A 13968-nucleotide genomic window follows, 5' to 3' on the forward strand; every position below is an offset into this window, starting at 1 on the left:
GTCTCAAACCTTTTCAATCAAAGCGGCAATACCCTGCCCAACGCCGATACACATGGTTGCCACAGCACGTTTCCCCGCTCCCTGCTCCATGGCATTTACCGCTGTCATAGCCAGCCGCGCACCCGACATTCCCAACGGATGCCCCAGCGCTATGGCACCCCCATGGGGGTTCACATGATCAGCATCATCAGGCAACCCAAGCTGACGTAAAACAGCCAATGCCTGTGCGGCAAAGGCTTCATTCAGTTCAAGAACGTCGATATCTTTCACTGAAAGAGCATTTCGCTGGAGCAATTTCTCCGTGGCAGGCGCCGGAGCAATCCCCATGATGCGGGGGGCCACGCCCACAGTTGCCACTGAAACCAGGCGTGCTTTGGGCTGCAAGCCATGGCGGCGTATTCCGTCTTCACTTGCTAGAACAAGAATAGCTGCACCATCATTCACACCAGAAGCATTGCCAGCAGTCACACTTCCACCATCACGAAATGGTGTTCTTAGCTTGGACAATGTTTCGGGGGTTGTTGAGGGGCGGATATGCTCATCATCCGTTACCCAGCTTTTTTCGCCTTTTGCAGGGCCAGAGATCTGCAGGGGTGAAATTTCACGTGCAAAAAAGCCGCTTGCCTGAGCCGCGGCTGCACGTTTGTGTGAGCGAGCAGCAAAAATATCCTGATCCTGGCGAGAAATTCCAAACTGTTCCGCCACGTTTTCGGCCGTTTCAGGCATGGAATCCACACCGAACCGCGCCTGAAAAACGGGATTGATAAAACGCCAGCCAATGGTCGTATCATACATCTCGCAATGACGGCCAAATGCATGCGTTGCCTTGCCTGTTACAAATGGAGCGCGTGTCATGCTCTCCACCCCGCCAGCCAGAACCAGATCTGCATCTCCGGCAATAATGCGGTAGGCCGCCATGCCCACAGCATCCAGGCCGGAACCACATAACCTGTTGATTGTGGTGCCCGATACGCTTTCTGGAAGTCCAGCCAGCAAAAGTGCCATACGGGCTATGTTACGGTTATCTTCCCCTGCCTGATTGGCGCATCCTAGAATCACATCATCAATGCATTCCCAATCCAGCGCTGTGTGCCGCTCACGCATGACACGCAGCGGATGTGCTGCAAGGTCATCCGTCCGAATATCGCGCAAAATACCTGCATAGCGACCTATGGGTGTGCGCGTATAATCACAGATATAAGCATGCCTCATGAAATATCTCCTGCCCGCCCGGGTATTACGAGAATATTCCAAAACGACGCTGTGCTTAGACGGCTAACAGATCGTGAAAGACTGTCTCTATCATCAGGGAACTCACCCCGGCAGTGATTCGTAAAGCGTGGGACAAATGCACCAAAGAAAAACGCTTTCTGACATATTGAGCTATCATACATCGGCTGCCTCCGTTTTTTTTGATTTATTGACAGATGTAGACTTCTGTCAGAATATATAAACCGTCTGGTTGGTCAATATATTAATACGTGATATCCTCCGCCTTAAACGAAAACAAGATCGGCTCCACCGACCCACAAGGAATATCCCATGACTACAGTGCTCGTTGAACGGCATCCTGGCTGGCTTTCCATCACTCTCAACAGGCCAGAACGCCTCAATTCGCTTAACGATGAAATGCATACAGCGTTACGGGCAGCCCTGACAGAAGCGCGAGAAGACCCATCATGCAGGGCCGTTCTGCTTACAGGCTCAGGAAGAGGGTTTTGTGCCGGCCAGGATCTTTCCGAGCGGCTTCGTGCACCAGATGCCGCGGCTCCTGATCTTGGACACACTGTAGAGACATTTTATAATCCTCTCATCCGGCAACTTCGGTCCCTGCCAAAGCCCATTGTATGCGCCGTCAACGGTGTGGCGGCAGGTGCGGGCGTGAATATTGCCCTGGCTTGCGACATTGTGATTGCAGGCAAGGAAGCACGATTTGTACTTTCCTTTGCCAAGCTTGGCCTTATTCCCGATTCTGGAGGCACCTACCACCTCCCCCGCCTTGTTGGTGAGGCTCGTGCCCGAGGACTTGCTTTACTGGGTGAGCCCCTCTCAGCAGAAACCGCTGCGGACTGGGGACTCATCTGGAAGGCTGTTGAAGATGAAAACCTTCATGAAGAGGCGCACGCTCTTGCAAAACACCTTTCTGAGCAACCCACTTTTGGCCTGGGACAGATAAAGTCTGCCCTCAATGCATCATCCCATAACACGTTGGACCAGCAGTTGGACCTTGAGCGTGACCTGATGCGCCGTGCTGGGCAGACAGATGATTATGCTGAAGGGGTAGCCGCTTTCATCGAAAAGCGAAAGCCGCATTTCAGCGGTTTGGGATAATTGCCATGCCTTACGAGTGCACAGCCTGTTTTACAGTCTCCCTTGCGCAAGAAGGCGCAAAACCTCGAACTACGCCTTTCGTGAAAAAGGCGGAGCACAAGAAAACTTCAACATTTTCAGAAAAAGTGCTCGTTTCATCAATAGTTTCTCTACCCTGAAAAACAACGTTTAACCGATACTGTTTCTACAGGACGCACGTTTTACAAACCGAACCTTCCCAAAACAACAGCCCCGCAAAGAGGCGATATGAGGTTACGATGAACGCCACCGTCTACACCCCGGCTTACCCCCATCCAGAAGCCATACATGACATTGCTACACTATCTCGCGATGAACTGATGTTCATTCAGCTTGAGCGTATGAAATGGTCTCTTCGCCATGCCTATGAGAATGTCGCTTTATACCGTAACCGATGCATAGCGGCGGGCGTCCATCCGGACGATCTCTGTTCATTATCAGATCTGGCCCGGTTCCCGACAACAACCAAAGCAGACCTACGCGATACCTACCCTTTTGGAATGTTTGCCGTTCCACAGGAAAGGCTTGCACGCATTCATGGTTCTTCCGGCACCACAGGAAAACCCATAGTTGTCGGATACACCCATGCGGATCTGGATATGTGGGCGGCCATTGTCGGGCGCTCAATCCGCGCGGCAGGCGGACGGCCCGGCATGAAACTGCATAATGCATATGGCTATGGATTGTTTACAGGCGGCCTCGGCATGCATTGGGGAGCTGAACGTATGGGCTGCACCGTTATCCCCATGTCTGGCGGCATGACGGAACGGCAGGTGCAACTGATTGAGGACTTCAAGCCGCAAATCATTACGGTCACCCCCTCCTACATGTTGGCCCTGCTGGATGAATTCCGGCGACAGGGTTTGGACCCTCGGGCTTCTTCCATAAAGTATGGCATCTTTGGTGCAGAGCCGTGGACAAACAGCATGCGTGAAGAGATAGAGCAGGCATTCGATATGCACGCTGTTGATATTTACGGACTTTCAGAAGTTGTTGGCCCCGGTGTTGCTCAGGAGTTTATAGAAACAAAAGATGGCCTCCATTTCTGGGAGGATCATTTCTACCCTGAGATCATTAATCCGGAAACGGGTGTTCCCGTCGCGGATGGAGAGCCGGGAGAGTTGGTCATTACATCACTTTCCAAGGAAGCTTTCCCTATCGTGCGCTATCGCACGCGTGACTTAACCCGCCTTTTACCGGGCACCATGGTGCCTGCGGTAAGACGAATAGAAAAAATAATGGCACGTTCAGATGATATGATCATTCTGCGTGGCGTGAACATTTTCCCGACACAGGTTGAAGCGGCCCTTCTGCACTGTAAATGGTGCAGCGCACATTTTCAGATTGAACTGACCCATCATGGCCGCATGGATAACATGACCATTCATGTAGAACCCCGGCCAGAAGCATGGAACCCGGCAGAAACGTCTCATCGTTCCCGCGAAATCATAAAAACCATCAAAAATACAATCGGTGTTTCTGTGCAGGTTTCCGTGAAAGAACCAGGCATGATCCCCCGCTCAAACGGCAAGGTAACCCGCGTGATTGATAACCGCGCCAAGGCAAGCAGTATTCTGGCCTGAACCTAAAAGGATAATCGTCATGACACCCATACTTGCCTCTTACGCGCAGGACAGATGGCATAAAGCTGTTTCCGGTTTTGAAGATATACAGAGCGCGGTCAACGGGCAGATCATCGCACAGGCATCCAGTTCAGGTTTGGATTTTGGAGGACTTGTGCAACATGCGCGCAACAAAGGCGGGCCTGCACTCCGCAAGCTGAATTTTCATCAGCGTGCAGATATGATAAAAAAACTGGCTCTCTATTTAACAGAACGGAAACAGACGCTTTACGATCTCTCTTTTAATACCGGCGCGACCAGCCGCGATAATCTGTTTGACATTGACGGCGGGATAGGAACACTTTTTGCCTATGCATCAATGGCCAAGAAAAACCTTCCAGACAAGTATATACTTGCCGAAGAAGTTGAAACACTTTCTCGTAATGGCACATTCATGGGAACGCATATCCTTTCATCCTTGCAAGGAGTAGCCGTTCACATCAATGCCTATAATTTTCCCTGCTGGGGCATGCTTGAAAAACTTGCGCCTGCAATTATTGCTGGCGTTCCCGTTATTACAAAACCCGCCACAGTAACCAGTTATGTTGCGCATGCTGTTGCCCAAATGATTGTTGACTCCGGCATCTTTCCCGCTGGTGCTTTTCAATTTATTTGTGGACGCACAGGCGACCTTCTGGATCATCTCGAAGGGCAGGACGTTCTGTCTTTTACCGGTTCCATTACAACATCCGAAAAATTACGTAATCACCCAATCATTTCTGCAAATGCTGTACGCTTTATTGCCGAACGTGATAGCCTCAATGCAGCCGTACTTGGCCCTGATGTTTCTCCCGATATGCCGGAGTTTGATCTGTTTATTCGGGCGGTTACGCAGGAAATGACCGTCAAGGCAGGTCAGAAATGTACAGCGATCAGAAGAATTATGGTCCCGGAGACCATCATCGCAGAAGTCACAGCAGCACTAAAAGCTCGGCTAGACAGGGTTGTTGTGGGCGACCCACAGCATGAAGGTGTGACAATGGGCCCCCTCGCTGGCTTCGCCCAGCGTGAAGATGTTCGACGCCACGTCGCAACTCTTGCACAGGAAAGCGAAATTGTTTTCGGGGACCCCCAGCACTGCAATCCACTCGATGCATCTGATCAGAGCGGAGCTTTTATGAGCCCGGTCCTGCTCCAGAATCTCAATCCTCATAATGCCACCAGTGTACACCATACTGAAGCTTTTGGCCCTGTTGCGACCATCATGCCTTACACATCTCTGGCCGACGCAGCCAGCCTGGTAAAACGGGGTGAAGGAAGCTTGGTCGCGACCCTCTGCACATACGATGACAATGTGGCAGCAGAGCTTGTGGCAAGTCTGGCTTCATTCCACGGGAGGCTGCACATACTGGACCGGGAGTGTGCCAAAGAAAGCACGGGCCATGGCTCACCCCTTCCCGCCCTGGTGCATGGCGGCCCCGGTCGTGCAGGCGGCGGAGAGGAACTGGGCGGCATACGGGGTATTCGCCATTATATGCAGCGCACTGCCTTGCAGGCCTCTCCAACACGTCTCACGCGGCTCACAGGGCGCTGGACCATTGGCGCGCAGGAAGCGTTGCGTAAGGAACATCCCTTCCGATACAATTTTGCCCAGCTAACTGTAGGGGACACCATCCATACTCAGCCGCGCACCATTACAGTGCAGGATATAGAGCATTTTGCTGAATTTACGGGGGATACTTTCTACGCTCATACGGATGAAAAAGCAGCAGCAGCCAACCCCTTTTTCCCCGGTCGCGTTGCACACGGCTATTTGCTGCTCTCTTTTGCTGCGGGTCTGTTTGTGGACCCATCACCCGGCCCACTTCTGGCCAATTATGGGCTGGAATCCCTTCGCTTCCTTAAGCCTGTATCACCTGGAGATGCCATTCAGGTACGGTTGACTGTAAAGTCAAAAAATGCCGCTCGTGAACCTCACTATGGGGAGGTTCGCTGGGATGTAGAACTGTTCAACCAGAACAAGGAGACAGTGGCGCGCTACGATCTTCTGACCATGAGCGCACAACCTGCCGCAGCCTGAGGCTACCTGCTTTCTTTTATCAAGGGGCCAACATACCCCTTGATTTTATTGGCATTTCTATAAAAAACTAGCATCTACTGACTATACAGCAAAGGAAATCAATCATGGCGCGACCGCGCGCAAGCGACTACGAAGAAAAACGCCTCATGATTCTCGAGCGGTCAGCTCATTTATTTGCAAGCCTTGGATTTGATCGTGCTTCGATCAACATGATTGCCAAAGCCTGTGGAACATCCAAGGCTCTTTTTTATCATTATTATACAGATAAACAGCAACTGCTGTTTGACCTGATCGAAACCCATCTGCAGGAACTTCTGATCGCAACGGATCCAACACAATGGTCAGGCCTGACTGCGCAAGAAACACTTTACGGTATGACAGAAGCGCTCCTTAACGCCTATCGGGATGCGAATGCAAAACACAAGGTTCAGCTCAACCACATGGATCTGCTGGACCCTGAACAGCAAGACACCATCCGTACGATGGAGCGCGCTCTGGTGAGTCGATTTTCGGACGCCATCAATGCAGCGCTCCCCTCCCCCGGCTCCTCTCCCATGTTACTGAAACCGTTGACAATGTCCTTATTTGCCATGCTGAACTGGGCCTATACATGGTTCAAAGAAGATGGTCCCATGAGCCGTGCAGACTATGCCAGGCTCGCGGCTGGGCGTATTATTGGCGCACCACTCCCCTGAAAGAAGAGTGGTGACAAACTGAGGTAAGAAAACAATGACGCCTTACATGGCGTCATAATCTACCGTAACGTGCTCTGTTATCGGGTGTGCCTGACAGGTAAGCACAAAACCTGCGTCTACCTCCCATTTTTCAAGTGAGAAATTAAGAGTCATCTCGGCCTTCCCCTCGGTCACTTTGGCGCGGCAGGTGCTACACATACCGCCCTTACACGCATAGGGAAGATCCAACCCGGAGCGTAATGCAGCATCCAGAAGCGTCTCTTCTTCAGCAACATTCACGTCTGCGCGCTTGCCATCCACAATTAAGGTGGCCACCACGCCGGTTTGCGTCGCTTGCTCTGACGTCACTTTTGGATGCAAGCGCGGTTTTCCAGAAAACGTAGATATGAATCTTTCTATATGTATCTTGTCTTCCGCCACCCCTGCATCCTGAAGCACTGAAAGCGCATCATCGGTCATACCTGAGGGACCACACACAAAAACATGGTCCAATGTTTCGGTGGGTAGAACATGCAGAAGAATTGTTCTTATTTTTTCTGCATCCAGCCGACCATTCAAAGCTGGAACATCCTGTTGTTCCTTTGAAAAAACATGAAAGATCGAAAACCGCTCCATAAACTGGTCTTTCAGATCTTCCAGCATTTCACGAAACAGCATATCCCCGACTGATCTGTTCCCATAAAACAGGAAGAAAGAGCTATCCGGTTCGGTCGCAAGCAATCCTCTGGCAAGGGATAAAACAGGCGTAATACCAGAACCCGCTGCAAACCCCGCATAAACACGTTGCGCAGTGCTATCGGGCTGAATGCCAAAACGCCCCGTAGGAGTCATCACATCCAGAGTGTCACCTGCTGCCAGGCTTGTATTGGCCCATGTGGAAAATACACCATCTTCCACACGCTTAAGGGCCACGCGTAATTCGCCATCAGACGGTGCGGAGCAGATGGAATAAGAACGACGCACGTCTTCCCCATCCAGCGTGGTTCGCAAAGTAAGATACTGCCCAGGCACAAAACTGTAAGCCTCAGCAAGATCGTCCGGCACTGTGAAAGCAAGAGAAACCGCATCCGGAGTCTCACGCCTCACATCAGCAATCTGCAATTTATGGAAGCGCGCCGTGCGTGCAACCTGAGCACTTGATGCGGTAAGAATATCTGTTTGAGACATTTCCTATTCTTTCTTTTTTATGAAGTCTCATGCTTTGGGCTCAATGGCACCTAAAATAATCAAAAGGTTCGCGGCATGTATTGCAACGCCACAAAGCCTTGCAGGAGGTAGACCCAAATTCCGCCAACCTGCTGGTGTCTGTTGAGCCGCATTGGGGGCACGCCACCTCCACTGTTCCAAAAAGACTGCCACGCCCACTTCCTTCCTGTGGAGGCGCAATACCATATGCAAGAAGCTTCTGGCGGCCAGATTCACTCAACCACGCGGTTGTCCAAGCGGGCGAAAGTGTTGTTTTTACATGAAAATTTTCAATACCGGCGCGCGCAAGGGCCGTCTCAATATCCAGAGTAATCATGTTCATGGCTGGGCAGCCTGAATAGGTAGGCGTAATGATCACATCCACCACGCCATTATGCACTTGGACATCCCGTAAAATTCCCAAATCTGCTATTGTCAGAACAGGAATTTCCGGGTCAGTTACATCATCGAGAGCATGCAGTACCCTTGTGCGCAACAGGGCGTCTGTCTGGGGTGTCACCACACAGCTCCCGGTTCAGAACGAGGGAGTTGCTGCATTTCAGCAAGCAAAAATCCAAGATGTTCTGAATGACGGCCGCTACGCCCACCTTTCTGCATCCATGCACTTTGAGGAAGGGTGAGAGTTGCACGATCAAGGATAGTTTGCACCGTGGTTCGCCAGCCATCATGAATAGCCGAGGCATCAATAATCATTCCCTCAGCCTGCAGCATGGCCTCGGCTTCGTCCGTATCGAACATTTCTCCGGTATAAGACCAAAGAAATTCCAGAGCAGCTTGCATCCGATCATGGCTTTTCGGCGTGCCATCCCCAAGCCTGATAACCCATTCAGAGGTATAGCGCAGATGGTATGCTGTTTCCTTCTCTGCTTTTTCTGCAATAGCGGCTAATTGTACATCAGATGATTTCATCATCGCACGCCAATAGGGATCGATGAAAGCAGAATAAAGAAACTGACGCATGATGATGCGTCCGAAATCACCATTTGGTAATTCGCACAACAGAAGATTACGATACTGCCCAACATCACGCAAATAGGCATAGGTATCTTCTGTATTCGCACGACCACCTTCTAAAGAGGGCTCACGAAGCGCGGCTAGCGCATATAACGCGCGCGCCTGACCAATAAGATCCAGCCCGATATTGGCCAGAGCCATATCCTCTTCCAAGGTAGGAGCGTGGCCACAGCATTCTGAAAGCCTGTGCCCCAATATGAGCGCATCATCGGCTCGACGCAGTGCATAGAGCACCTGTGGGGTTTCTGAAACAGATATGGTATTTGTGACCATAATATTTTTTCCTGCTCTTGCAGGCTTCGTGCCATGGCACGATAGCCAAAGGCTACATATGCCCGACTTCTTCAGGCACATTGTAAAAAGTCGGGTGCCTGTAAGCTTTAGAAAATGCAGGCTCAAACAGCATGCCTTTCTCCGAAGGGTCTGAAGCAATAATCAGGTGCGAGGGTACAACCCAGATTGAAAGCCCTTCGCCTCTGCGCGTAAAAAGATTACGGGCAGCCTGAAGCGCCAGCTCGGCATCTTCAGCATGCAAAGATCCCACATGCTTGTGCGCAAGCCCGCTGCGGCTACGAATGAATACTTCCCACAATTGCACGGGCGGCGTTGCCTTAAGCGTTTTATTCATAGTCCTATTTCCTTAAGCGGCATGGCGGGAGGCCTGCCGTGCAGCATAAGCTGCTGCAGCTTCTCTTACCCATGCACCTTCTTCATGAGCTTTCCTGCGGCTGGCGAGCCTGTCCTGATTACAGGGGCCGTTTCCGGCGATAACCTGCTTGAATTCTTCCCAGTCTATCTCGCCATACATCCAATTTCCGGTGACCTCATCCTGACGCAAATCCGGATCTGGAAGTGTCAAACCCAAGAATTGGGCCTGAGGTACGGTCGCATCCACAAACTTCTGACGCAGTTCATCGTTACTGAAACGCTTGATTTTCCAACGAGTAGACTGGTCTGAATGCTGGCTGTCAGTATCCGGTGGTCCAAACATCATCAGGCTGGGCCACCACCAGCGGTTCAGGGCATCCTGCGCCATTGCTTTCTGACGTGCGGAACCTTTTGCCAGCGTCATCATAATTTCAAATCCCTGCCGCTGGTGAAAGCTCTCCTCCTTGCAGACACGAATCATCGCACGCGCATAAGGGCCATAAGAGCAGCGACAGAGCGGAATCTGGTTCATGATTGCCGCCCCGTCCACCAGCCACCCGATTGCACCAATATCGGCCCATGTCATGGTGGGATAATTGAAAATGGAGGAGTATTTGGCCTTTCCTTCCATGAGCTGGTCCATAAGAGCTTCACGGGATGCATTGAGTGTTTCTGCGGCAGCGTAGAGATACAGGCCGTGCCCGCATTCATCCTGTACTTTTGCCAAAAGGGCGGCCTTGCGGCGCAAGGATGGTGCTCTGGTTATCCATGCCCCTTCTGGTAACTGTCCGATAATTTCAGAATGGGCATGTTGGCTGATCTGGCGTACCAAAGTACGCCGATAAGCTTCTGGCATCCAGTCATTTGCTTCAATCCGGTCTTCCGAATCAATACGGGTCTGAAAATTTGCCATTTTTTCGGCATCTTCCAGATTATGCGGAGTCGGCAGATCGTTAAGTGCCTGCGTGTACATAAGCGTTCTCCTGCAAACTTACAGTCGAAAGCATTACATAATTTCCAAAATAATAGCGAATCTTGTAACATAAAATGCGCGTGATATCAGAACTGACTTTCCCTATTTTTCTTTTTCTGGAGCAAGGACTATACAAAGTCCCCTGACTGCGCCTCTCTTACCTCTTGAAATCGCATATAAAATGCTGGCGTTGGTGCTGGTAGCCGCCCAGCATCACCGCCACGACCATTTTCCGTCAACCATGCTTCTGATGCTGGCAATAAAGCCCGATAGATTGTGGCGCATAGAGTCTGAGCTCTATATCCGACCCAGTCAGATGGCATGAGCGCTTCTGGAAGATGCGGATCACGCAAGGCAATACGCCGATATTCATGAATGAGCAGAGTGCGCGCAACAACTGCACTCAGTCCATCCTGATGGAACACCCCTTTTTGCTCCGCAGGATCTGTGCACATTTTGGCAAGAGGAGAAAATATCTTTTCAAACCGCAGATAGGATCGAGCGAGATCATCAAGTGAAAAATATGCAGCAAGACATTGCATGGCTACCTGAGAGCCGTCCACGTCAAGACCGAAGATGCCATCTGGCAAAGTACCGTCATCCACCCCAAGCCATGCCCCAGGGGCAAATGCTGTATATCCAGCTTCCCTCATCCGTGTAGCCACAAGAGCGGCTTCATCGCCCACCAAAGACCTTACGGAAGCCGATGCAACGGCCAAGCGCAGCTTACGCTGGGTTTTAAACGAAAAGGTTCCATAGATTCTTGGCTCTGCATCACGCGAGAGCGCCATGCCGCGGGACGACAAACAATAATAAGCGTTGCGCCCAATACGTGTACGCTCAACCCATCCATCCGCAGAAAGCCGTGATAACGCTGTTCTGACTGTGCCAGAGCCCACATCCATGGCTTGAAAAAGACTTAGAAGCGTCGGCAGTCCAATCGAACCACCACGAGGAAGAACCATATCCCCAAAGAAGGTCATGACAATGGACCATGTTCGGCTTGGCTCTGCCTGAAACAGCCGCAATATATCTTTGAGCGGTTTGTCCATGATCCTGATATTCCTCGGCCAATGCTTTTTCTGAGTGCTGAAATGCAAGGAGAATAATGGTCCTGTCTACACTTTCCTTCCCAATAAGCCCCACTGAGGAAGAAAAAGCTGCCACAAACAATCATCGCAAAGGCCAGCAACCTCGACTTAAAATAAATTCATCAAAACATCATCATATATGACAAAAGTTTTATTTCTCTTCAAAAAACAGTTTATATATTGCCTATACTGCAATAAGCATAGTTCTATTCAGGCGGTGATTACAAACGCTGCTTATCTACCTCATCAAACTGCTTGTATGACCACTCAATCGGATCTCTGAGCCATCCACGTTTTTTGTCATAATCTTGTTCCCATTACGATAAATTATGTATTTAAAATAGTTTTTACCAATAATTACAGATACATAGAAATATTTTCTCTTCTTCCTGCCGTCTGAAAAAGTGTATCCGAATAACGGCCTAACGCTAGCAGAACACCCAGTTCCCCCTCCTCAAAACTGGTCCGCGCTTCAAAAGGAAAGTGGCAATTTAAGATCCTCCCTCAGAAGTGATGGCGACAGAGACAGAAACTCTGTAATGTCAGAATCGTTATTGATCGTCCAGACGGTTAATTAAAGACCAAGTCGGTCTGAGGCGGGAGTGCTTACGTGAAGCCAACCCTTTTTATAGTGCACAACAGCGCTACGCTTGCCTTCAACAGAGGCAAGCTAAGCAGGACCTGTTTTCGCCAAGTATTTAGAGGAAGCTTCTTGGTTTTCGTAAAACAGCGCGTAACTCGGACCAATGGTAAAGCGACATGACCCCAGAAGAACGTGCCCACGCAGCAGCCAGAGCCTTATGGACCAATGACAGGGCAAGCAAAAGCCTGGGCATGGAAATCCTGGAAGTAGGACCCGGCTTTTCGATAGTTGCCATGAATGCAACCATTGAAATGACCAACGGCATCGGCACAATCCATGGTGGCTTTATCTTTGCCTTGGCCGACAGCGCATTTGCTGTTGCGTGCAATAGCTACAATGAGCGTACAGTGGCCGCGCATTGCTCTATCACTTATCTGGCCCCGGGCGTGGCAGGCAAGCGCCTCCTCGCAAGCGCACGGGAAATCAGTCGCGCAGGGCGTTCCGGCCTGTACGACATTGAAATCAGTCAGGAAGAAACCATCATAGCGCAATTTCGCGGGCATTCCCGATCCATAGGCGGCACCCTGTTCTCCGAGCCGCCTTCATAACGGTCTTAATCAATAAACACGAAAAGCGTTTTGATAATAAGAAACACGGCAAACGTGTTCACAACAAAAGCACGGTCAACGTGCTACATGGAGGAACTTATGGCACTGCCTTATTCTGCTGTGTCGAAGGGTAAAGGTTTCGTTCAGTCTTGTCATGCCGCACAAGGCACCTCGCGGGACGACATCATGGCGCTTCAGCGCAAGAAACTGAGAAAAACTCATGACTCTCTTTTCAAAAAAGCGCTGCCCTTTGTTTTGATCACATTGGCAGCGTGGAGCTTACATGCTGCTCCACGCGCAGCTTATGCCACTGAGGGAGGTGGCAGTACCTACCCCATGGGGGTCAATACCGTTTTGCCGGCCATCATGCCGGGTCTCGGAAAAACTGAACTTCTGAATTATCTTGCTGATATTCCGCTGACATCCCTCAACGACAGCCACGGTCGTCATTCCCCCGAAGCATTTGGAGGAAATCTGTTCGCGTTTGCGCCGCGCCTTTTGCATACATGGAATTTTGCACTAGGGGACTTTCACTTTTCCACCGGACTTTCGCCAGTTTTCCAGCGCAAATATGTAAGTGTTGGTGGCCAGAATAGCTATACTTTCAACATGTCATCATTCGACCTGCAGGCCCTCTATGTCACCTGGTCGAAAGGAGACCTGCATTTGCTGTTCGGACAGGATTTCTGGTTTCCGGGCTCCTCCTACAACCACTCTGATTTCTCGAATGTTACTGCCACGCGCGTGACTTTCATGGAGGAAGGCGCCGTGACATGGACCCCTGGCAACTGGGAGTTTTCTCTTGAAAATACAGTCCAGATGTCAACCCGTAACCGTGATACAGGCTACCATGATGGTACACTGTTCAACATGGATTATGGTATTTCCTACCGTCCGTTCCCTAAATTGCGCAAACTGCAGTTTGGCGTCAACGGCAACTGGGCCTATCAGACAAGTAACGACACCCTGAACGGGCAACGTTATATGGACGGCTACAAGCTGCGCAACTTCACCATAGGACCGCAGATTGTTTATGATTTTTCCCCCGGTACAGCCGTAGTCCTTAAATGGCAACATGCCCTGGATGCCCGCAATACAATTGGCGGCGACCGTTACTGGGTGGAATTTGCCTTACCGATCCACCTGTTCGACTGATCAA

General features: G+C 50.6%; 13 protein-coding genes. 6 read left to right on the forward strand and 7 right to left on the reverse strand.

Annotated elements, in window-relative coordinates; genetic code table 11:
* Positions 1-3 precede the first annotated feature (3 nt).
* Complete coding sequence (gene pcaF, locus QWU00_RS06435) at positions 4-1212, reverse strand: 3-oxoadipyl-CoA thiolase (protein ID WP_035380215.1); 1209 nt, start codon at positions 1210-1212, stop codon at positions 4-6.
* A 330-nt stretch (positions 1213-1542) separates the two neighbouring features.
* Here pcaF and paaG point away from each other — a divergent pair, with 330 nt between their 5' ends.
* The 4 genes from paaG to QWU00_RS06455 all read left to right on the forward strand — a co-directional run bounded on the left by paaG (position 1543) and on the right by QWU00_RS06455 (position 6686).
* On the forward strand, positions 1543-2331 hold the full coding sequence (paaG, locus tag QWU00_RS06440; RefSeq protein ID WP_035380216.1) for a 2-(1,2-epoxy-1,2-dihydrophenyl)acetyl-CoA isomerase PaaG: 789 nt from the start codon (positions 1543-1545) through the stop codon (positions 2329-2331).
* A 257-nt stretch (positions 2332-2588) separates the two neighbouring features.
* Positions 2589-3932 (forward strand): phenylacetate--CoA ligase PaaK, encoded by a 1344-nt coding sequence (paaK, locus tag QWU00_RS06445; RefSeq protein WP_035380217.1) that lies wholly within the window; start codon positions 2589-2591, stop codon positions 3930-3932.
* A gap of 19 nt (positions 3933-3951) precedes the next feature.
* A complete protein-coding gene (gene paaZ, locus QWU00_RS06450; RefSeq protein WP_035380219.1) occupies positions 3952-5991 on the forward strand; it encodes a phenylacetic acid degradation bifunctional protein PaaZ in 2040 nt (679 codons plus the stop codon).
* 104 nt (positions 5992-6095) lie between these two features.
* On the forward strand, positions 6096-6686 hold the full coding sequence (locus tag QWU00_RS06455; protein ID WP_035380221.1) for a TetR/AcrR family transcriptional regulator: 591 nt from the start codon (positions 6096-6098) through the stop codon (positions 6684-6686).
* A 42-nt stretch (positions 6687-6728) separates the two neighbouring features.
* Here QWU00_RS06455 and paaE read toward each other — a convergent pair whose 3' ends face one another.
* The 6 genes from paaE to QWU00_RS06485 form a co-directional block, all read right to left on the reverse strand.
* A complete protein-coding gene (gene paaE, locus QWU00_RS06460; RefSeq protein ID WP_052051361.1) occupies positions 6729-7853 on the reverse strand; it encodes a 1,2-phenylacetyl-CoA epoxidase subunit PaaE in 1125 nt (374 codons plus the stop codon).
* A 40-nt stretch (positions 7854-7893) separates the two neighbouring features.
* Positions 7894-8391 carry a 1,2-phenylacetyl-CoA epoxidase subunit PaaD gene (gene paaD, locus QWU00_RS06465; RefSeq protein ID WP_150395543.1) on the reverse strand — a complete coding sequence of 166 codons (498 nt, stop codon included), beginning with the start codon at positions 8389-8391 and terminating at the stop codon, positions 7894-7896.
* Positions 8388-9179, reverse strand: coding sequence for a 1,2-phenylacetyl-CoA epoxidase subunit PaaC (paaC, locus tag QWU00_RS06470; protein WP_035380225.1), 792 nt, complete (start codon positions 9177-9179; stop codon positions 8388-8390). The genes paaD and paaC overlap by 4 nt, the downstream gene beginning before the upstream one ends.
* 52 nt (positions 9180-9231) lie before the next feature.
* Entirely contained in the window at positions 9232-9534 is a 303-nt protein-coding gene (gene paaB, locus QWU00_RS06475; RefSeq protein ID WP_035380227.1) for a 1,2-phenylacetyl-CoA epoxidase subunit PaaB, read from the reverse strand.
* A gap of 12 nt (positions 9535-9546) precedes the next feature.
* Positions 9547-10527, reverse strand: a complete 981-nt coding sequence (paaA, locus tag QWU00_RS06480; RefSeq protein ID WP_035380229.1) for a 1,2-phenylacetyl-CoA epoxidase subunit PaaA — start codon at positions 10525-10527, stop codon at positions 9547-9549.
* A gap of 128 nt (positions 10528-10655) precedes the next feature.
* Positions 10656-11579, reverse strand: a complete 924-nt coding sequence (locus tag QWU00_RS06485; RefSeq protein ID WP_035380232.1) for a PaaX family transcriptional regulator — start codon at positions 11577-11579, stop codon at positions 10656-10658.
* Positions 11580-12377: 798 nt separating this feature from the next.
* Here QWU00_RS06485 and paaI point away from each other — a divergent pair.
* Complete coding sequence (gene paaI / locus QWU00_RS06490; protein WP_035380234.1) at positions 12378-12809, forward strand: hydroxyphenylacetyl-CoA thioesterase PaaI; 432 nt, start codon at positions 12378-12380, stop codon at positions 12807-12809.
* 99 nt (positions 12810-12908) lie between these two features.
* Positions 12909-13964 (forward strand): SphA family protein, encoded by a 1056-nt coding sequence (locus QWU00_RS06495; protein ID WP_166443757.1) that lies wholly within the window; start codon positions 12909-12911, stop codon positions 13962-13964.
* Positions 13965-13968 lie beyond the last annotated feature (4 nt).

The organism is Acetobacter tropicalis, assembly GCF_030644465.1.
Taxonomy (GTDB): Bacteria; Pseudomonadota; Alphaproteobacteria; order Acetobacterales; family Acetobacteraceae; genus Acetobacter; species Acetobacter tropicalis.